Source organism: Arthrobacter tumbae, from assembly GCF_016907495.1.
Lineage (GTDB): Bacteria > Actinomycetota > Actinomycetes > Actinomycetales > Micrococcaceae > Arthrobacter_D > Arthrobacter_D tumbae.
Genome location: NZ_JAFBCC010000001.1, coordinates 1,701,760 through 1,721,580, shown reverse-complemented (window position 1 = coordinate 1,721,580; position 19,821 = coordinate 1,701,760). Strand labels below are relative to the sequence as shown.

Here is a 19,821-nt window from a genome sequence, read left to right as displayed (position 1 = left end):
GCGCACGCGCGGTGGAAAGTTCCCTCTGGGCGTACAGGCGGGCCACGGCCCGCCGGCGGAGCTACTCGTAGACGTGCGGCGCCAGAGTACCGATGAAGTCGAGATTGCGGTACTTCTCGGCGAAGTCAAGGCCGTAGCCCACCACAAACTCGTTCGGAATGTCATAGCCGACGTATTTCACGTCGATCGCTACCTTCGCGGCGTCGGGCTTGCGGAGCAGCGTGCAGATCTCCACCGAAGCCGGGCCGCGTGAGAGCAGGTTGGCCTTCAGCCAGGACAGCGTCAGCCCCGAATCGATGATGTCCTCCACGATCAGGACGTGCTTGCCCATGAGGTCCGTCTCGAGGTCCTTGAGAATCCGGACGACACCGGAGGACTGCGTTCCCGAACCGTAGGAGGAAACGGCCATCCAGTCCATGGTGACGTGCGAGTGCATGGCGCGTGCCAGATCAGCCATGACCATCACCGCGCCCTTGAGCACACCCACGATGAGGACTTCCCGGCCGGCGTAATCGCGGTCGATCTCCGCGGCCAGTTCCTGGACCCGCTGCTGAATCTCTTCCTTGGTGTAGAGAACGTGCTTGAGGTCCGACTGGACGTCTTGTGAATCCACCAATTACTCCCGGATTGTGAGGTTTTTTCCAAGGACAAGACTGCCATAGCTTGGGTGGCCTTGGGGAACCCGTGCACCCCTGACCTGCCGGTAGGCACTCACGCTGCCGCCAAGCTGCACGGGGCCCGCCGACCCGGTGCGCCGCAGCAGGTTCTCCGCGGCCAGCAGGCGTTCGAAGCTTGGCTGAATTCCGCCCAGTTCGAAGACGGCGAGGGCCAGAACCCGCTGCCGGAGGGCGGGCGGGAGGGCACGCAGGCCCGCTTCGGACAGCAGGAGGGTGCCGCCGTCGTACTCTTCTTTCCCCGGCTCACTGCCTGCAGTCCTTCTGAGCCGCCCGTACTCAACCTCCGCGAGCTCGTCCAGGTAGGCGGCGTCCTGGGCGAGGATCCGTGACGTCCGGTACAGGGACTCGGCGATACCGGGGCCCAGCGCGTCCTCCAGGTACGGCAGCACCTGGGTGCGCACGCGGGAGCGCACCAGGGAGGGGTCGGCGTTGGTCGGGTCATGCCACGGGTCAAGGCCATTGAACCGGCAGACCTCTTCCGTCTCTGCACGCCGGAGCGCGAGGAATGGCCGCAGGTAGACCCCCCTGCGCGACGGCATGCCGCTCAGTGAGCGCGTGCCGGAGCCGCGGGTGAGGCCGAGGAGTACCTGTTCGGCCTGGTCGTCAAGGGTATGGCCGAGCAGCACTGCTGACGCGCGGTGCTGTTCAACAGCGGCATCGAGTGCCTCGTAACGGGCAGTCCGTGCTGCGGCTTCCGGGCCCATTCCAGCTGTTGCCACCTCAACCCGGCGCACCTCCACCGGTTCAAGGCCCAGACCCGCCAGTTGGGAGCGCGCGGCCTCCGCTACGTCCGCACTGCCCTGCTGCAGACCATGATCGACGACGACGGCGCCCACCCGGTACTGCCCGTTCTGCGCGAAGTAGGCCGCCGTCGCGGCGAGCGCGAGTGAGTCGGTGCCGCCGCTGCAGGCAACCAGGAGCAGTGATCCTTCGGGAACCTGCGCATCTTCGAGCGCGGCGCGGATCAGGTTCCTCGCCGTGCCGACTGTAGGGCTGAGCCGCGGCCGGCGGCTCACAGCCCCATCCGGGTGATCCACTCCCCGGGGGCGTGGATCTCCTTCTCGGTGGGCAGGTTCTCGGCCCGCTCCCACACCCGGTTGAACCCCTCCATTCCGACGGCGTCCACGACCGCACGGACGAAGCGTGCCCCGTCGCTGTACTGGCGCATCTTCGCATCCAGGCCCATCAGGCGGCGGATGAACTTCTCGACCGGTCCACGGGTTTTCCCTCGTGCGTTGAAACGGCGACGAATGGTCTTCACGGTGGGCACGATGCTGGAATCCACGGCGTCCATCACCACATTCGCGTGTCCTTCGAGCAGGCTCATGACGGCTGTGAGGTGGGAGAGCCTGGCCTTGTCTTCCGGTTCCTGCAGCAGCGAGAGGATGCCGCCGTCGCTCGGGGGCACGCCGTCGTCGTCCTGGTCCTTTCCGTCCTGGGTACGTGTCGGCAGGGACTTCAGCGCGTTGGTGAGCCGCTCAGCCAGTGTCTCGGCCTTGTCCGCCAAACCGACGGTGAGCTCGGAGATGTGCTCCATCATGTGGTCCTTGAGCCATGGCGCGGCAGCGAACTGCACACGGTGGGTCTGCTCATGCAGGCATACCCAGAGCCGGAAGTCGGCGGGCTCCACATTCAGTTCACGCTCAACGGAGACGATGTTGGGCGCCACGAGCATCAGGCGCCCGCCGGGCCCGCGGCTGGAGGCAACGAACGGATCATACTGGCCGAGGACCTTGCTCGAGAGGAAGGCCAGGATGGCACCCATCTGGGCGCCTGTCACTGCACCGCCAAGGGACGCATTGGCAGCCTTCAGCTGCTCGGCTTTCGTCTGCGCGAGGTGCTCGATCGCGGGCGCCATCAGCACCTTGAAGCTCTGGGTATTGGCCTTGGCCCACGATGCGCGGTCCACGATGATCAACTCTGAATCACGCAGGTCCCGCGCGGCTTCGAGCCCCGTGATCCGGTGAACGTGCTCAACGGAAAGATCGGCCAGTTCCCGGAGGTTTGCTACGGCATCCCGGACTTCCGCGGCGCTCAGTCTGGGACCCGGAGGCGCCAGTTTCGCCGCGCTGCTGGCGGCCAGATCCCAGTTGACGAGCTGAAGAGGGGCGTTGCTGTCCATGGTGGCCATTCGACCACAGTAGTCTGGGAGGCCGCTCAGCGGTGTGTCCGCCCGGCGCGCGCACCGGGGTTCAGCGGCATCCGCAGGCGGCGAGAACAGCGGCAGCTTCGTCTACGGCCGCCCGTGCCGGCTCCGTGGTTCCGTCAAGGCCGCTCGCAATGAACGAGAACACCAGCAGGCGGCCGTCCGCGGATACAACGTGGCCGCTCAGGGCAGTCACCGCGTTGAGGGTTCCGGTCTTGGCACGGACCAGGCCAGCGCCGGCGAAAGTGGGGGCGTCGTCGTCGTTGTAGCGGTCCGCCAGCGTGCCGGAGAGGCTGGCCACGGGAAGACCGTGCAGCACATGGCGCAGAACCCGGCTGTCGGAGCGGAGCAGCGTGCGCACCACACCGGAAAGTTGCCGTGGGCTGATCCGGTTCCTGGGCGAAAGGCCGGACGCATCTCCCAGCACCATACCCTCTGTCTGCACATCGAGTCCGGTGATCACCTCGGCGATCGTTTCGAGCCCCCCGCCGAACGACGCCGGCCTGCCGCTGGCCTCCGCCGCAAGCCGGGCGAGCACCTCGGCAAGGTAATTGTCGGAGGTGCGGAGCATGTGTTCGACCAGCGCTTCGAGGGTGGCCGACTCGACGGACGCCACCTCCACCGCGTCCTCACCGGCAACCTGCCGCTCGATGCCCTCCTGTACCTGGACGCCCGAGGCAATCAGTGCCTCCCGGAACGCGGTGGCCGCTGTGAGTGCGGCATCTGCGGCCCTCACGCCGGACTGCTTCGACTCATCGGTCCAGGACGAGTTGATGGCGAGGGGATAGATCGGCGCAATTTCACCGGCCTGCACGTCACCGGGCTGCCAGCTGGGGTTGAGGACGTCGCCGACGAAGAGCGAGTCGTCGATCACCAGGCGGTACGGGACATCGCCGTCGAGCTGGGCGGCCGTCTGCCGGGCGAGCGTGGTGAGACCGGCATGGCCGATGACGCTGTCCGGATTGGACTCACCGGATCCGAGCAGCACGTCCCCTCCTCCACGCAGCACCAGGGCGCCTTCCCCGCCGGCGCCTCCGGTGAGGACGGTGGTGGCCAGTCGCCGGTTGGGATCCAGCTTGGCGAGTGCCGCGGTGGCTGTGAGGATCTTGATGTTCGACGCCGGAAGCTGCAGTTCCCCTCCGCCCCGGTCAAAGAGCACCTCACCGGTGAGTGCATCAAGAACGACGCCGGTCACCGGCGTCCCACCCGGAACCTCCAGTGCGGCGGCGAGCAGGGGGGCAAGAACGTCCGCCACGGGCACCGGTGCCTGTGCGTCTAGCTGGCTAACGAGCGTGGGGGCGGCGACGTCGTCCGGAGTTTGCTGGATAGGCGGTATTTCCGGCTCCGCTTGTGGAGGCGGAGCGGTGACCAACCGAGCAATCTGCGGGCCGTAGTGGAAGCCGACAGGAACCGCGAGCACTCCGAGAACCAGGGTGAGCAACAGGGCAGTGAACACCCTGGCGCTGCGGTTCATGGTGTCCTCTCGGCGAACTGGTGCTCGGAACTGGTTGGATCGGCTCCGGACACGAATCGATGATGCGGGCGGCGGCCTATATCTTTAACAGTAAATGGGGGCTGTGGGTTCAGCAGCCCCACCGATGTCTTCACCCGCTCACCAATCCGCTGACCGCAGGAGTTCCACATGGCCATGAAGCTCGACGTCACTATTGAGATCCCCAAGGGATCACGCGTCAAGTATGAGATCGACCACGAGACCCACCGCCTCCGGCTGGATCGCGTGCTCTTCACCTCGATGCAGTACCCCACGCACTACGGATACTTCGAGAACACGCTTGGCGAAGACGGCGATCCGCTGGACGCCCTGGTTCTGCTGCAGGACTTCGACCTCATCCCGGGCGTCCTGGTCGAGTCGCGCCCGATCGGCGTTTTCAACATGGTGGACGACGGCGGCGGCGACGCCAAAGTGCTGTGCGTCCCCGTCGATGCCCGCTTCGACCACATCCAGGATCTCGGGGACGTCTCCACGTTCCTGCTGGATGAGATCGAGCACTTCTTCCGCAAGTACAAGGACCTGGAGCCGGGCAAGTGGGTTGAAGCCGCTGACTGGGAGGGTCGCGAGGCCGCAGAAGCAGAAGTGGAAGCATCCCTGAAGCGGTTCCAGGCCCTGGGCGAGGCGAGTGAAGAGGACGAGCCGCAGGGCCGTGCCGTTGACACGGACGCAGACAACGCCGACAACGAACCGCAGGGTCGCTAGACACAGATCAAACAAAGCCGCCGAATCAACGTAAATCGGTTGATTCGGCGGCTTACTCGGTCATACTGGGGTCATGCTGTTCGTGGTCACCATTAATCAGCGCGATTCCCGCGACGTCGGCGACCTGGTGCCCGATCTGCTGCGTGAGTTCCGGTTCGTGGACTCCGTGGTGCCTTTCCAGCGATCCGTGGGCGACGAGCTGCAGGGGGTTGTGGGCAGCGCAGGGGTCGCCGTCGATGTGGCGCTGAAAGCTATCCGGTTCCGCCGGTGGCATGTCGGGATCGGCGTCGGCGAGGTCCACTCCCCTTTACCGGAACGAATCACCGACGCCGAGGGGTACGGCCTGGTCTATTCACGCAGGGCGGTGAACCGTGCCCAGAAAACAGGTGAGCGGATCCCGCTGGCAATCGAGGGCCCCGACTCGGAGGTTTCAGCCGAAGCGGAAGCGGTGCTGCGGCTCCTGGGGCAGATTGTCTACACACGCACCGAGGCGGAGTGGAACGTCCTGGACCTCATGACACCGGGAGCCCGCGGGCAACAGAAACTGATCGCCCAAGAGCTGGGAATCACCACCCAGGCAGTGAGCAAGGCCGTCATCCGTTCACACTGGATGGAAGAGTGGGCCACCCGTCCCGCAGCCGCCCGGCTGCTGGACCTGGTGTACGGTCCGGCGGCGCTGCCGCCGGCAGCGCTGGCGTACTAGCGCTCGTCCTGCCCCGCCCGGGTGAGCGAGCGCAGGATCTTGGCGGCGCCGTCGTCATACACCGAAGCCGTCACCTCGGAAGCCGCGGCCAGTACCTCTTCCGGGGCCTGGCCCATCGCAACCCCGCGCGCCGCCCAGGAGAGCATCTCGATGTCATTGCGGCCGTCACCGATGGCAACGGTTTCGGAGGGGTCGACGTCGAGCCTCCGGCGTACCAGCTCAAGCGCGCTGGCCTTCGTGACGCCCGCCGCTGCGATGTCCAGCCAGGCGGTCCACCCCACGGAGTAGGTCACGCCGTGGAGTCCGATGGACTCGACTGCCTCGCCGAACTCCTCGGCCGTGCTGTCCGTGCTGAACACCACCACCCGGACGGCCCTCGCCCGCAGCATCCGCTGGAAGTCCACGCTTTCAGCCTCGGCTCCGAAACTCGCGTCCTGGAACCGCTCGGTGGAAAGGAACCGGCCCTCGTCGTCTTCGAGTGCGAACTTGGCTGAGGGAAGGCACTTGCGGAGAGCCACCAGCGCCGGCCGCGGGTCGAAGACCACCCGGTTGATGACTTCATAGCCGTCCTCAAACTCGTCCACATCGATGCGCAAAGTGACGCCGCCGTTTGAGCACACCGCGTGGCCGCGTGTGAGCCCGATCTTCTCGATGATGGGCAGGGTGGCGCCGAGCGACCTACCGGTGGCAATCACCACCTCGTGGCCGGCGTCCACGACGGCGCCGGCGGCAGTGCGGACCTCGTCCGACATGTGCCCCTCGTGGTCTACGAGGGTCCCGTCAACATCGAGGGCAATGAGTTTACGCGTTGTCTGCTGCTGGTCATCGATGCCAGCGGAAAATGTAGTTGTCATCGTTAAAGTGAACCAGAAAGCCAATGATCGCGGGTAGGTTTTTGATCACAACTAGGCCAACGAGCGGTTACGGGAGCACAGATGAACGTAGATACGCGAAGCATCGACGAAGCCGTCTCAAAGGGAGTGTTCACCGGCGTCATCGCTGTCGATGTCGGGGACCAACGCACGCTTGAGCGCTGCGAGGGCTTCCTCCATCGCGCCCTCCGCGTGCCCCTGTCGGCCCACACGCGCATTGCGATTGCGAGCGGCAGCAAAGCGTTCACCGCCCTGGCGGTCATGCGGTTGGTCGAAGACGGCCGCCTGCGGCTCGACCAACCGGTGCGGACGCTGCTGGACGGGGACCTGCCGCTGATCGCCGGCGGCGTGACCGTGGAGCACTTGCTCACGCACACGTCGGGTATGGGCGACTATCTGGATGAGGATGCCGGCTGGGAGGTGTCCGACCATGTGCTCACCCTTCCCGTGCACACGCTCACTACCTCGGAGGCTTTCCTGCCGATGCTCGACGGGCACCCGCAGCAGTTCGCTCCAGGGGAAAGGTTCGAGTACTGCAACGGGGGCTATATGGTGCTGGCGGTGCTGTTGGAGCGGGTTACCGGACAGAATTACCACGACGCCGTTCAGCAGCTCGTGTTTCAACCGGCGGGCCTGGAGGAAACGGCCTTCCTGCCGCTGAATGACCTGCCTGCCGATGCCGCGCCCGGCTATGTCTTCGACGAGGGCAATCTTGTGAACACGCTGCATCTGCCGGTTCTCGGCAACGGCGACGGCGGGGCGTTCACCACGGCATCCGACCTGCACCGCTTCTGGCTTGCCTTTCTGGAGGGACGGATCGTCTCGCGCGAGACGGCAGCGGAGATGGTCCGCCCGCGCCATGAAGTACCGGCCGAGCAGATGCGGTACGGGATGGGGTTCTGGATCCACAAAAAACACCCGGCGCTGATCCTCGAGGGGTATGACGCGGGCGCTTCCTTCCGGTCGACGCACATCCCGGGAAGCCGGACCACCGTCAGCGTCCTCGGCAACAGCTCCGAGGGGGCGTGGCCGGTGATTTCGGCACTCGCACAGATGATCGACGCGGAGCTCGCTTGAGCCTGCGCCTACAGGACCGGAAGAACCTCAAGGCCTCCGAGGTAGGGGCGTAGCGCAACCGGCACGTTGACCGAGCCGTCGGGGTTCTGGTGGTGCTCAAGGATGGCGACGATCCACCTCGTTGTCGCGAGGGTGCCGTTCAACGTTGCGACGGCGCGGGTAGCCTTGGCCCCCGCAACGCGTTCGCGAATGTTGAGCCGCCGCGCCTGAAAGCTGGTGCAGTTCGAGGTGGAGGTCAGCTCGCGGTACGCATTCTGGGTGGGCACCCAGGCCTCGCAGTCGAATTTGCGTGCGGCTGACATCCCGAGATCTCCGGCAGCGGTGTCGATGACGCGGTAGGGCAGCTCGACCTTCGTCAACATCTCTTCCTCCCAGGCGAGCATGCGCTGGTGCTCCGCGTGGGATTCCTCAACCGTGGTGTAGGTAAACATCTCCACCTTGTTGAACTGGTGCACGCGGATGATCCCCCGGGTGTCTTTCCCGTGTGAGCCGGCTTCCCTCCGGTAGCAGGATGACCAGCCGGCATACCGCAACGGCCCGGTCGAGAGGTCCACGATCTCATCCGAGTGGTACCCGGCCAGCGCCACCTCGGACGTGCCGGTCAGGTAGAGGTCGTCTTCCGGGAGCCGGTAGATCTCCGCGTCATGGGCGATATCGAAGCCGGTTCCCTGCATGGTCTCGGGCCGCACCAGCGTGGGCGTGATCATGGGCGTGAAGCCGGCCTTGATTGCCTGGTCCATGGCCATGTTGAGCAGCGCAAGCTCCAGGCGGGCGCCAACGCCCTTCAGGAAGTAGAACCGCGACCCGGATACCTTGGCGCCGCGCTCCATGTCGATCGCGCCGATCAGCTCGCCGATTTCCAGGTGGTCCCGCGGCTCGAAGCCGAACTGCCGGGGCTCCCCCACTGTTTTGAGAACGACGAAATCTTCCTCACCGCCCGCCGGTACGCCATCGAGGATGGCGTTGGGCAACCGACGCAGCAGGGAGTCCGCTTCCGACTTCGCTTCCTCGGCCTGGGCAGCGGCAGCCTTCACCGACGAGGCCAGCTCCTTGACCTCGGCAAGAAGCGCCTGCTTTTCCTCACCCTGCGCCTTGGCAACACGCTTGCCGAAGGAGTTCTGCTCGGCCCGCAGCGATTCCGCGCTGGTGACCGCCTCACGACGCCGGGAATCAGCCGCGATGATCGCATCAACCAGGGACTCATCAGCCTTCCGCGAGCGCTGCGAAAGGCGGAACTTTTCAGGATTGTCGCGGAGTTCGTTTACGTCGATCACCTCCCAAGACTACCGAATGGGATCAGCGCGCCCGGCACACACGCGCTGGGCGATAGTCTGGGGAAATCATGCCCCTTGAGTGGATCATCGCCGCCCTTGCGGTTGTCGCCGCAGCCGCGTCAGCGTTCAGCTGGTGGGGCGTGCGAAAGCTGCGCCGCGAACGCTCCCCGCAGTGGGAGGAACCGCGCACCACCCTTTCGGCGACAGGTGAACACCAGCGGGTTGCGCTGGTCCTCAACCCGGTCAAACTCAGCGCTCCGCTCGCCCGCGAGCAGGTTGAGCAAGCCTGTTCAGACGCCGGATGGGAACCTCCCCTGGTGCTGGAGACTACGGTGGCGGAGCCGGGTGCCGCCCAGGCGAGGCGCGCTGTCACGGACGGTTACGACGTCGTTATTGCGGCCGGCGGAGACGGCACAGTCCGCGCTGTGGCAACCGGGCTGGTTCATAGCGACGCTGCGCTGGGACTGCTGCCGCTGGGGACCGGCAACCTGCTGGCGCGCAACCTCGGTATTGCGGTGAATGACGTTCCACGCAGCGTCCGGCAGGCGCTTCACGGTGCCGGCCGGCGGATCGATATGGGCCGGGTCGAGCTTCGCAATGAGCGGACCGGTGTCAGCGGTGAGCATACGTTCCTGGTGATGGGCGGCGTCGGGCTCGATGCGGTGGTGGTGGCCGCCACGAAAGACGCGCTGAAAAAGAAGTTCGGCTGGCTGGCCTATAGCGAGGCCGGCGTGCGCAGCCTGCCCGGCAAGCGCCAGCGCATGTCGATCAGCATTGACGGCGGACCGGCGCAGTCCCGCAAGGTGCACAGCGTCCTGTTTGCGAACTGCGCGCGGCTGCCCGGCGGCATTACCTTCGTTCCCGGCGCCACGATAGACGACGGTTACCTCGATGTTGTGATCACCAGCCCGCGCAGCATGCTCGGCTGGCTGTGGGTTGCCGCGAAGATCCTCTTCCGGCACCCGGGGCCGATTCCGGTGATCACCTACCACCGCGTGAAGCGGGTGGACGTCCGGGTATCGGAGGCAACCGGTACCCAGCTCGACGGCGACACCTCCGGCGATGTCACTTCCCTGAGCGTGAGCGTGGCTCCCGGCGCACTGATGGTCCGGGTCCCTGGACGGACAACCGGACCATCAGCTGGAATGTTCAGCGACGCGCCTGCGCCATAGCGGTGCTGCTAGCGGCGCTCGGTTCCCTCGGCGTCGCCGCGTTCCTGGAGGGACGGGACCGAATCGGCGTCGGTGTACTCACCCTCGAGGTTTGAGTCAGCGTCCGTGGTGCCGTCCTTGTCGGTGTACTCGCCTTCGTCAAGCTGATCCTGACCTTCGGTGTACTCGCCGACGCCGTTCGCGCGCTGCGCGCCGGTGTAGCCGCCGGTAGCGGTGCCGGTTGTCTCGCCCACCGCATCCGCGTTCTGAGCCTGGCTGTTGATCAGTTGCTGCTCCTCAGCGAAGCGCAGGTCATTGCCCTGGTCGCCGGCGTCGCCGTGCCAGTTCGGGTCAGAGGTTGATCCGTCACCCTTGTTCGGGTTGACCTCGTTGTTCTGTGGCTGCTCGCTCATGGTGCCTGCCTTTCCAAAAAGGGTCGCCCACTGGCCGGGCGCTCACCATCAGCCTACTTAGCAGCCGGTCCGTGGGAAAGGATTCCTACGCTTTAAGCAGCTCGCGAACAGCCTTCTCCGACGCGGAGTAGCTCGCCACGGGAATGGCCTCCCCTGACATGAAGCGGTCCACCACACGCGGATCCACATACGAACTGCGGGCAACCGCGGGAGTATTGCCCAAGTGTTCAGCGACCGAGCGCATGGTCGCGGCGACCGCCTTCTGCCGTGCTGTTCGGCTGGTGGCTTTCAGGTCCATCCGGGAGAGCTCCATGGCCGCAACGACCGTGGCCTGCCAGGTACGGAAATCCTTCGCCGTGAAGCCTCCGCCCGTGACCTGGCGGAGGAACTCGTTGAGCTGGGAAGCATCGACCGGGTGCCAGGATTCGTCCGCGGCACGGTACGCCAGCATCGTCTCCGCGCCCTCCCTGCGCACCATCGGCCGCAGTGCCGCCGCGAGATCCGCGTCCTCGATGGTGGTGTCCCACTGCTGGCCGCTCTTTCCCGGGAACTGCAGGGTGATGACCGAACCGCTGATGGTGACATGCTCGACCAACACGGTTGTCACTCCGAAGGAGCCGTTCTCTGCGGCATACTGCGCGGAGCCCATCCTCAACGCACCGGAGTCCACAATGCGCAGTGCTGCGGCGAAGGCCCGCTCCTTGCCGCTGCCGTTGCTCCGCAGGTGCTGCGTGATGACCCGCCGCGCACCGGGGAGCCGTTCGCCGAAGTCCAGCGCACGATCGAACTTCTCGCGGTCCTTTTTCTCGCGCCACGCGGTGTGATAGATGTACTGGCGCCGGCCGGCGTCGTCCGTGCCTACCGCCTGAATATGCCCGGTGGGGTACGGGCTGATCCAGACATCCTGCCAGGCGGGCGGGATGACGAGTTCCCGGATCCGCTCAACCTCATCCCGCTCCAGCGGCTCGCCCTGCTGGTTGCGGTAGCTGAAGCCCTTCCCATGGCGACGGCGGGTGTAGCCGGGCCTGTTGCAGTCGCTGCGTCGAAGTCGTGGCACGCCGCCTCCTCTGATACCTCCTGCGGGGAAGACCTAGCCTATGCTCTCCGGATCAGCCGTGGGGGAACGCAGCAGAGAGTCAACCCACTCCTGGGCTGACTGGAACGCCTGATCGGAGGTGTGCCGGGCGACGTCATATTCGCGTCGGTCCGCCCGGGCGTACGAGCCGAGGAACCGCAATCCGGGACTGATGCGGTGAAGTCCCTGGAGGGCGTCGGCTACGCGGGCATCCGCAACGTGGCCGTCCGCGTCGATGCTGAAGAAGTAGTCCCCCAGGAACAGTCCGGTTGGGCGTGATTCGATCCTGCTGAGGTTCACGCCGCGTGCGGCGAACTGATCGAGGATCTCCATCAGGGCGCCCGGGTGGTCTTCCGGGAGGGGAATGACCAGGGTGGTTTTGTCCGCCCCGGTCCGTGCCGGCAGGGTGTCAGGCCGGCTGACCAGGATGAACCGGGTCACCGCGTCGGCAACATCACCGATGTGCTCGGCGAGGACGCGCAGGCCAAGCCGGTTGGCTACGAGGGGTGAGCAGATCGCGGCGTCGTGGGCGGCGCCGTCGTCGAGCAGTGCGTGGGCGGCTGCCGCCGTCGAGGAGGAAGGCATGTATTCCGCAGCTGGAATGTTCTGTTCGGTCCAACCCCGGCACTGTGCCCAGGCGTGTCCATGGGTTGCCACGAAACGGATGCCGGCGAGTTCCACACTCGGACGTCCCACCAGAACAAAGGAAACCGGAACGAGGATCTCGCGGATGATCCGCAGGGGCTCTCCGTTGGCGATCGCATCGAGGGTGGCTGAAACGCCGCCCTCCACCGAATTCTCGATGGGTACCATCGCGGCTGTGACGCGGCCGGCGCGCACCATGTCGAGAGCAGAGCTCACCGTGGTTGCGGGTACCCGTTCCGCCTTGTCCGCGCCGGGCACCTGGAGAAGCGCTGCCTCAGTGAAGGTACCCTCGGGGCCGAGATATGCGTAGGAACTCATAGAACGCGCGGCTCCTCGCCGGTTTCGGAGACCATGGGCCGCGCGGCCTCGACCCAGGCGTCCATTCCGCCGCTGACGTTCACCGCTGAGTATCCGTTGGCGACCAGCCATTCGCTTACCCGGAACGAGCGCCCGCCGGTCCGGCAGATGACGTGCAGGTCTTCATCCGGATCGAGGTCGTCGAGCCGGGCCGGAATATCGTTGACAGGAATGTGGAGGGCTCCTTCGATGTGTCCCGCCTCCCACTCATAGTCCTCACGCACGTCCAGGACGGCGGTGCCCTCACTGATGGCGTCGATGGACACGTTTTCGCTGTTGGTCACTGCAAGCCCCATTTCTCTTCCTCATCCGATACGCCTGAATCCAAGCCTATAGTGGGGACCGCACCCACCCCACCCCTGAGGAAGGCCCTCCCATGAGCTCCCTTTCCGAGCTGACCGCACTCGAACAACGGGAGCTCCTTCGGCGCGGTGAGCTCAGCTCCCGGGAACTCACTGCGCATTACCTGGAGCGGATCGACGCCCGGAATCCGGAGCTGGGTGCGTTCGTCACCGTGACGGCTGACGCGGCCCTGGCGGAAGCCGGGGCCGCTGACCAGCAGCAGGCGAGCGGGGCTGACCTGCCTCCACTGCATGGGCTGCCGCTCGCGCACAAGGACCTGACCGACGTCGTCGGCGTTGTGACCACGCACGGAAGCGCAGCGCTGCGGCACACAGTGGCGGCCGCGGACTCACCGCTTGTCGCCGTTCTCCGGAGGGCCGGCACGGTCAGCCTGGGAAAGACGCAGGTCCCGGAGTTCGGTTTGAGCTGCTACAGCGAGAATCTCATCGCGCCGCCGTCGCGGAATCCGCTCAACCCGGCGCTCAGCTCAGGCGGTTCCTCCGGTGGCAGCGCCGCGGCCGTCGCTGCAGGCCTGATTCCCTTTGCGCCGGGCACGGACGGCGGCGGTTCGGTCCGGATTCCGGCTGCTGCAACCGGACTGATCGGCCTCAAACCCAACCGCGGAAGGGTGCCTTCCGGTGCAGGTCAAAGCGACCTCGGTCAATTTGTGGTTGCCGGACCGCTTGCGCGGACGACGGCGGATGCCGCCCTGCTGCTTGACGCCATGGTGGACGAGCCCAACTTCCACGCAACCAGTGCGGCCGCCCATGGTTCATTCCTTGACGCGGCGCTCCGGGCGGACGGCAGATTCCGGATCGGTGTCAGCACACTCTCGCCGTTCGCCGCTGCCTTTCCCATCGAACTAGACGACGCCGCGCGGGCCGGTTTCGACGCCGGTGTACACGCACTCGGCGCGGTGGGGCACGACGTGATGGAGACGGACCTTCGCTACGATCCCCGGTACCACGAGGCCTTTCAGACGGTATGGACCGCGGGCCTGGCCGTCGCACGCATTCCGGCTGACCGGGAGAAGGACCTGACGACCCTCGCCCGTACCCTTCGGCACCGCGCGCAAGGCAAGTCAGCTCCGGACCTTGCCTCCGCCGTCGATATCCTGCGGCAGTTCGAGCAGGACACCATTCAGCAGTACTCCGCCTTCGACATCATCGCGACCCCGGCACTGGGCATGGTGCCGCGTCCGATCGGTTGGTACCTTGATGCGGATGCTGACACGGACTACCTGCGTCAGTGCCAATACTCCCCCTACACGTCGATGGTCAACGTGTGCGGACTGCCGGCCATCTCGGTGCCGGTGTTCACCACGGCCGAGGGCCTGTCCATGAGCATCCAGCTCATCGGAAGGCCCAGCGCGGAGGCGGATCTCCTTACCGTGTCAGCCCAGCTTGAGGACCACTACCGCACGAGCCAAAACCCAATAGCATAACTGTTTGTTCGCATTTTGGATATGACAGTCCAAAAGGTGGCTGGCATCATGGAGTAAATGAGCACAACTCACAATCAAACAGCCACAACGGAGGGCAAGAAGTTTCTGGGTCACCCCCGGATGCTTGCGAACCTGTTCAGCGTAGAACTCTGGGAGCGCTTCTCCTTCTACGGCATGCAGGGAATCCTCCTCTACTACATGTACTACTCCGTGGCCGACGGCGGCCTCGGCATTGACCAGGGAATCGCCACCGGCCTGGTGGGGGCCTACGGCGGCGGCGTCTACCTCTCCACCATCCTTGGAGCATGGCTGGCTGACCGGGTCATGGGATCCGAGAAGGTCCTTTTCTACTCCGCCATCATGATCATGTTCGGCCACATTGCGCTGGCGCTGCTGCCGGGCGGAGTAGGCCTCGCGGTCGGTCTTATTCTCGTCGGTGTCGGATCCGGCGGCCTCAAGGCCAACGCGACCTCGCTGGTTGGAACCCTCTACGCCGAGGGAGATGAGCGGCGCGACGCCGGCTTCTCCATCTTCTACATGGGCATCAATATCGGCGCCCTCATCGGCCCACTGCTGACAGGTCTGGCCTGGACGGAGTTCGGTTTCCACTATGGCTTCGGTCTCGCGGCGGTCGGCATGGCGATCGGCCTGACGCAGTACGCGCTGACCCGCAAGAACCTGCCGGAGACAGCCCACGCGGTGACCAACCCGCTGCCCTCCGGCCGACTGGGGCGAATGGGCCTGATCGCTGCGGCCGGCGTCGTCGTGATCATCCTTGCCTTCACCACCGGTCTGGTCACACCTGCGAATCTCGCCCAAACCATGGCGTACGTCGCCATCGCGGCGTCGATCGCCTACTTCACGGTGATCCTGCGCAGCAAGCGCGTGACCGCCATCGAACGCAAGCGGGTCTACTCCTTCATTCCGCTGTTCATTGCGAGCGCTGCCTTCTGGGGGCTGTTCCAGCAGCAGTTCACCGTCGTCGCGATCTACGCGGACCGCAGCCTGGACCGTAACCTGTTCGGCTGGGTCATGCCGCCGAGCTTTGTGCAGTCGATCAACCCGATCTTCATCATCATCTTTGCCGCCGTATTCGCTGCGCTGTGGACGAAGCTGGGAAGCCGGCAGCCGTCGTCGCCGCTGAAGTTCGCGCTGGGCCTCGTGTTCATGGGTGTCGCGTTCCTGCTGTTCATCCCGTTCTCCGGCGGCGGCCCGAACAGCACCCCGCTGATCGCTCTCGCGGTCATCCTGCTGTTCTTCACCTGGGCGGAGCTGTTCCTGTCACCGATCGGGCTTTCGGTTGCAACCAAACTTGCGCCGAGCGCCTTCCGGACGCAGATGGTTGCGCTGTTCTTCCTGTCGATCTCGCTGGGAACCACGGTGGCCGGCATTCTGGCGGGGTACTACAACCAGGACAACGAGGTGCCGTACTTCTCCTTCAGCGGCATCACGGCAATCGTGCTCGGCATAGCCCTTGCGCTGGCTACGCCCGCCATCAAGAAACTGATGAGCGGCGTCCGCTAGATCCCATAGCGAACGACGACGGCGCCCTCCTTTCGCGGGAGGGCGCCGTCGTCATTTGTACTTTAAGAGCCGTCTTCTGCGGAATCGGCGTTGCCGGTCTCGTTCTCCGGGCCTGGTCCGCCGTAGTCGCCGCCACTTTCGGTGTTGGCCTTGCCTGCAGCCTGCTCGGCGTCCTGCTCCAGCTTTTCGTCGTCAGTGTCGTCAATCTCGTCGCTGGTGGGGTTCTCGCTCATGACACAACCTTTCGTTGACGGGTGTTCTCAACGTACCGCCCGGCAGGCCTGTGCACTAGGGCCTGCCGGTGCCACACTGGGCGCATGGGGAAGTACTGGCCGGGCGCCGTCGTCGTTATTTCTTCGATGCTGCCTGCGGGGTGCGCCGGGCCCGGTGGGCCGTCTGTGGTGTGCCCGGCGATTGGCTGGCTGAACAACCTTCTGGTGGAGCTGGAGGGCAACGTTTCGGCCGTTGCCGAGGTGCAGGGCTGCGTGGACGGCGAGTGTTCGCGGGTTGTGCGCCCGCCGACTGAACCCGAGGTCCCGCCGGAGACCATTCCTCCCCCAGCGCCTGGTGGAACAATCGATGAAACCGGCCAGAAATCACACCCTCCGCGCGAGTTCTTCTCGCCCTACATGGCCACGCCGCTGGACGAGGACAGTTGGGCGATAAACCTCGACATGGACACCCCCGAAAGCGTCACCGTACGGGCTCTCGCTGCAGACGGGACCGTCCTCGTCGAGGGCGAGTTCGCGCTGGAGTGGGTCCGGGTAGGCGGCTCCGAGCAGTGCGGCGGTCCGGGTGAAGCCGGGCCGGTGACGCTCACCGTTTCGTAGCTGAAGTCCCGGTAGGTAGCCGCGTCTACCTCCACTCCAAGGAGGCACTGCCGTAGCGCTGGGGAGGATACGGATACTCAATCTGCCTGCCGTCAATCACCAGCGGCGGCGGCACGAAGACCAGCTCGCCGTAAGCACTGTCTGAACGTCGGAGCGGCGTCTCCGCCTCCGCAGACGGCGCGATGCCCGGTACGCGCATCCGGAGTAGTTCAGTCGCTGTGCGGGCCAGTGAAAGATGCGCTGAACCACTCAGGCCGCGGCTGCGGGCAGTTACAAGCCCGACGGCGGAGGCCGCCATTCCCAGACCCGTTGCGTAGTCGAGAGCCTGGACCGGAAGGGCGCCAGGCCGGAAATCAGTCCCCGATCCGGTGCCGTAGACCTGTGCGATACCGGTGGCCGCCTGCACGATGCTGTCGAACCCGCGCCGGTCCGCCCAAGGACCGGCATCACCCCAGGCATCCAGGACGACGACGGCGAGGCCCGGGAAGTCCGCGCGTAAAGAATTGATGCCTAGCCCGTACCTGTCCATCGCTCCTCCACGGTAGGCGCTGAGCACCACATCCGCGGCGGGAAGAAGCGCCCGCAAGCGCGCAAGCTGCTCAGGATCGTTGAAGTCCGCCACTGCGCTGCGCTTCGCGAACCCGGTTTCCACGTGCTGGTGCTCCAGCTCCGGAAGCGTCACCGGGTCCACCCGCAGCACATCTGCGCCCAGCGCACCGAGAAGCCTGCTGGCGGAGGGGCCGGCGATGACCCTGGTCAGGTCCAGGACGCGGACTCCGTCCAACAGGCCTTTGCTGCCTCCGAAGGTTCTTGTTCCGCGCCGGAAAGTGCTCGTCGACAGCCGCGCGAATGGTTCGTCAGCGACAGCCCGTCCGGCCGGGGTTGTAGCCCATTCCTGCGGTGTCCGAACCGCCGCGGCCAGCCCGCCTCGGGCGGTGACGGCCTCTTCGATGGCAGCTGCCGGATATTCCAGTAGCGCAGCATCGACATCCTCCACTGCGGACACACCGAGCGCGGTCAGCAGCGCCTGTTCGTGATGCGGGTAGTTCCCGTGAAGTCTCACCCAGCCGTCCGCTGCCCGGCGAAACCCTGACAGGGGCGCAAACGCCTGGATCGGCGACCCCGCGATCCGAAAATGGGTGAAGGAGTCGAACCACGCAGCCACCCCCGGTGAAGTGAACGTAACGTTCCTGCCCGGTGACGCAGCGGCAAGAGATGTGGCAACTGCCTGCACGGAGCCGAGCGCAAGTCCCTCGACATCGAGCGGCCCTTTCCACCACCAGCGAGGACCGGACCACGACGCCGGTTCGGTCAGCTCCGGAAGGAGCGGAGCGAAGTACCCCCATAAGCCAGGCACCGGATCATCGCCGGGCAGGAAGCAATCCATGAGTGCATTATGCGCTCGTTTGATGCTCACATGGCCTAATGGGGGCGCGTTAGAGCGCTACCGGTTCATTCTCCGCTGATGGGCTTGCGCTGAGCGTGCCGATCGACACTACGGCGGCGACGACGAGAACACCAGCAGCCACAATAAGTGAGGTGCTGTATCCGGCGACGAGCGCCTCACCCGCCCGCATCGCCTCGTTGTGCGGCATCGCCGTGACGGTCGCAGCGACGCCGGCCAGCACGGCCAGGCCAAGAGCAACACCAATCTGTTGGGCAGTATTGAGGAGCGCGGAGGCAATCCCGGCTTTGTCGGGATCAATTCGGTAGACCGCAGCCTGCGTGAGAGCGATAACGCCCAGTCCGAATCCAAGGGCGAGAACAAACATCGCTGGTGCCAGATGCAACCAGTAGCTCAGCTCGAGGGTAATCCCCGAGAACCAGAGAGCGGCCACGGCGCTGAGGAGGGAACCGAACGCGGCAATGGTTCGTGGAGCGATTCGAAGCAGGAGCTTTGGCGCCGCGCCGGCACCAAGAATCAGGCCAGCGGCGAAGGGCAACCATGCCGCACCCGTCCGCAAAGGATCAAACTCCAGCACCTTCTGCAGGTAGAGCGTAATCACATAGAAGGTACCCATTGGGCCGATAGCCAAGAGAAGCATGCTCAGGTACGCCCCGGAACGATTCCGGTCGCGGAAAAGGCTCAATGGCACCAACGGGCTGCTGCTGCGCCTTTGGTTAAGGACGAACAGTGCAATCAGCGCGGCGGAGGCGCCAAGAAGAATCAAAGCGACCGGATCCGCGAAGCCATCTTCTCCAAGGCGCGTGATGGCGTAGACCAGGGCCACCATCCCGCCGGTCCCCAGCACTGCTCCGGGTGCCCCGAGTTGGCCCGTGTGGCGCTCGGCTGCGACGAGTGTGCGGCTACCGAGAAGGACAAGCAGGCCGATCGGGATATTGATGAAGAACACCCACCGCCAGCCAAGGGTCCCGGCGAGGACCCCGCCCAGAAGCAGGCCAATGACGATCCCCAGGCCGGACATCGCCCCGTAAAGGGAAAGTGCGGTATCCCGGGATTTCCGGTCGGAGAAAGTCGTTGTAATCAACGCCAGCGCGTTCGGTGCCGCCAGCGCAGCCCCAAGACCCTGAACGGCTCGGGCAATGATGAGCGTCATCGCGTCCTGGCCAAGTCCGCCGATAAGGGAAGCGACGACGAAGACGGCGATACCCAACTGCAGTGTTCGCCGGCGTCCCCACAGGTCACCAATCCGACCTCCGAGCAGAAGCAAGGCACCGAACGCCAGGATGTAGGCATTGACGACCCACGGCAACTCCACAGGATCGATCCCCAGCTCATCCTGAATGCTCGGCAACGCGATGTTCACAATCGAATCGTCGAGCACCAACATCAGCTGCGCCGTGGCGATCACAAATAGTGGTATTAGTCCGCCACGCTGGCTCGTCTTTCCAGTCACCACATCTCCTTACGGGCCACTAGGTACCCCCGGGGGGTACCCATTTCTCCGTTCACTATACCCATGGGGGGTATATTCAGCAATGTAGTGAAGGTGAGAAGGAGCACTGTCAAGAAGCCGGGCACGTGTCACTGGAGCAGCTCGATCATCCCCGTCGAAGCGCCCTCCGGCACTTCCTTCCGCTACGAGATGAAGCCCCTAATGCTGTTGGGTAGTGG

At 65.2% G+C, this 19,821-nt stretch carries 20 protein-coding genes; 7 read left to right on the top strand and 13 right to left on the bottom strand.

The window, feature by feature from the left end; all coding sequences use genetic code 11:
- Positions 1-61: 61 nt before the first annotated feature.
- The 4 genes from hpt to dacB all read right to left on the bottom strand — a co-directional run bounded on the left by hpt (position 62) and on the right by dacB (position 4,297).
- A complete protein-coding gene (hpt, locus tag JOD47_RS08265; RefSeq protein WP_204533496.1) occupies positions 62-613 on the bottom strand; it encodes a hypoxanthine phosphoribosyltransferase in 552 nt (183 codons plus the stop codon).
- Positions 614-616: 3 nt separating this feature from the next.
- Positions 617-1,693 carry a tRNA lysidine(34) synthetase TilS gene (tilS, locus tag JOD47_RS08260; RefSeq protein ID WP_307836234.1) on the bottom strand — a complete coding sequence of 359 codons (1,077 nt, stop codon included), beginning with the start codon at positions 1,691-1,693 and terminating at the stop codon, positions 617-619.
- Positions 1,690-2,808, bottom strand: a complete 1,119-nt coding sequence (locus tag JOD47_RS08255; protein ID WP_204533495.1) for an Rv3626c family coenzyme F420 biosynthesis-associated protein — start codon at positions 2,806-2,808, stop codon at positions 1,690-1,692. Before JOD47_RS08255 ends, tilS begins: the two co-directional genes overlap by 4 nt.
- 61 nt (positions 2,809-2,869) lie before the next feature.
- Positions 2,870-4,297 carry a D-alanyl-D-alanine carboxypeptidase/D-alanyl-D-alanine endopeptidase gene (gene dacB, locus JOD47_RS08250; RefSeq protein ID WP_204533494.1) on the bottom strand — a complete coding sequence of 476 codons (1,428 nt, stop codon included), beginning with the start codon at positions 4,295-4,297 and terminating at the stop codon, positions 2,870-2,872.
- A 174-nt stretch (positions 4,298-4,471) separates the two neighbouring features.
- Between dacB and JOD47_RS08245 the strand changes: the two genes are divergently transcribed.
- Both JOD47_RS08245 and JOD47_RS08240 read left to right on the top strand, forming a co-directional pair.
- Positions 4,472-5,038 carry an inorganic diphosphatase gene (locus JOD47_RS08245; protein WP_204536548.1) on the top strand — a complete coding sequence of 189 codons (567 nt, stop codon included), beginning with the start codon at positions 4,472-4,474 and terminating at the stop codon, positions 5,036-5,038.
- A gap of 76 nt (positions 5,039-5,114) precedes the next feature.
- Positions 5,115-5,741, top strand: a complete 627-nt coding sequence (locus tag JOD47_RS08240; protein ID WP_204536546.1) for a hypothetical protein — start codon at positions 5,115-5,117, stop codon at positions 5,739-5,741.
- Here JOD47_RS08240 and JOD47_RS08235 read toward each other — a convergent pair.
- A complete protein-coding gene (locus JOD47_RS08235; RefSeq protein ID WP_204533492.1) occupies positions 5,738-6,595 on the bottom strand; it encodes an HAD family hydrolase in 858 nt (285 codons plus the stop codon). The genes JOD47_RS08240 and JOD47_RS08235 overlap by 4 nt on opposite strands.
- An 81-nt stretch (positions 6,596-6,676) precedes the next feature.
- Here JOD47_RS08235 and JOD47_RS08230 point away from each other — a divergent pair, with 81 nt between their 5' ends.
- Entirely contained in the window at positions 6,677-7,690 is a 1,014-nt protein-coding gene (locus JOD47_RS08230; RefSeq protein ID WP_204533491.1) for a serine hydrolase domain-containing protein, read from the top strand.
- 8 nt (positions 7,691-7,698) lie between these two features.
- Here JOD47_RS08230 and serS read toward each other — a convergent pair whose 3' ends face one another.
- Complete coding sequence (serS, locus tag JOD47_RS08225) at positions 7,699-8,964, bottom strand: serine--tRNA ligase (protein WP_204533490.1); 1,266 nt, start codon at positions 8,962-8,964, stop codon at positions 7,699-7,701.
- Positions 8,965-9,032: 68 nt separating this feature from the next.
- On the opposite strand from serS, the gene JOD47_RS08220 reads away from it, so the two are divergent.
- Positions 9,033-10,136 (top strand): diacylglycerol/lipid kinase family protein, encoded by a 1,104-nt coding sequence (locus tag JOD47_RS08220; RefSeq protein ID WP_204533489.1) that lies wholly within the window; start codon positions 9,033-9,035, stop codon positions 10,134-10,136.
- Positions 10,137-10,144: 8 nt separating this feature from the next.
- Here JOD47_RS08220 and JOD47_RS08215 read toward each other — a convergent pair whose 3' ends face one another.
- From JOD47_RS08215 to JOD47_RS08200, 4 genes are all read right to left on the bottom strand, one after another.
- Positions 10,145-10,528, bottom strand: a complete 384-nt coding sequence (locus JOD47_RS08215) for a hypothetical protein (RefSeq protein ID WP_204533488.1) — start codon at positions 10,526-10,528, stop codon at positions 10,145-10,147.
- An 85-nt stretch (positions 10,529-10,613) separates the two neighbouring features.
- On the bottom strand, positions 10,614-11,585 hold the full coding sequence (locus JOD47_RS08210; RefSeq protein ID WP_204533487.1) for a DNA topoisomerase IB: 972 nt from the start codon (positions 11,583-11,585) through the stop codon (positions 10,614-10,616).
- 33 nt (positions 11,586-11,618) lie between these two features.
- Positions 11,619-12,566 carry a prephenate dehydratase gene (gene pheA, locus JOD47_RS08205; RefSeq protein WP_204533485.1) on the bottom strand — a complete coding sequence of 316 codons (948 nt, stop codon included), beginning with the start codon at positions 12,564-12,566 and terminating at the stop codon, positions 11,619-11,621.
- Positions 12,563-12,889, bottom strand: coding sequence for a rhodanese-like domain-containing protein (locus JOD47_RS08200; RefSeq protein ID WP_307836396.1), 327 nt, complete (start codon positions 12,887-12,889; stop codon positions 12,563-12,565). The genes pheA and JOD47_RS08200 overlap by 4 nt, the downstream gene beginning before the upstream one ends.
- A 92-nt stretch (positions 12,890-12,981) precedes the next feature.
- Here JOD47_RS08200 and JOD47_RS08195 point away from each other — a divergent pair, with 92 nt between their 5' ends.
- Together JOD47_RS08195 and JOD47_RS08190 are read left to right on the top strand one after the other, a co-directional pair.
- On the top strand, positions 12,982-14,391 hold the full coding sequence (locus JOD47_RS08195) for an amidase (RefSeq protein WP_204533481.1): 1,410 nt from the start codon (positions 12,982-12,984) through the stop codon (positions 14,389-14,391).
- A 57-nt stretch (positions 14,392-14,448) separates the two neighbouring features.
- Positions 14,449-15,915, top strand: coding sequence for a peptide MFS transporter (locus tag JOD47_RS08190; protein ID WP_204533479.1), 1,467 nt, complete (start codon positions 14,449-14,451; stop codon positions 15,913-15,915).
- Between the two features lie 62 nt (positions 15,916-15,977).
- Here the strand turns inward: JOD47_RS08190 and JOD47_RS08185 are convergent, their stop codons facing one another.
- Positions 15,978-16,148, bottom strand: a complete 171-nt coding sequence (locus JOD47_RS08185) for a hypothetical protein (protein WP_204533477.1) — start codon at positions 16,146-16,148, stop codon at positions 15,978-15,980.
- 84 nt (positions 16,149-16,232) lie between these two features.
- Here JOD47_RS08185 and JOD47_RS08180 point away from each other — a divergent pair, with 84 nt between their 5' ends.
- Complete coding sequence (locus tag JOD47_RS08180) at positions 16,233-16,745, top strand: hypothetical protein (protein ID WP_204533476.1); 513 nt, start codon at positions 16,233-16,235, stop codon at positions 16,743-16,745.
- Positions 16,746-16,770: 25 nt separating this feature from the next.
- Here JOD47_RS08180 and JOD47_RS08175 read toward each other — a convergent pair whose 3' ends face one another.
- Both JOD47_RS08175 and JOD47_RS08170 read right to left on the bottom strand, forming a co-directional pair.
- Positions 16,771-18,132 (bottom strand): CoA transferase, encoded by a 1,362-nt coding sequence (locus JOD47_RS08175; protein WP_204533475.1) that lies wholly within the window; start codon positions 18,130-18,132, stop codon positions 16,771-16,773.
- 49 nt (positions 18,133-18,181) lie between these two features.
- A complete protein-coding gene (locus JOD47_RS08170; protein WP_307836233.1) occupies positions 18,182-19,603 on the bottom strand; it encodes an MFS transporter in 1,422 nt (473 codons plus the stop codon).
- Between the last annotated feature and the right edge of the window lie 218 nt (positions 19,604-19,821).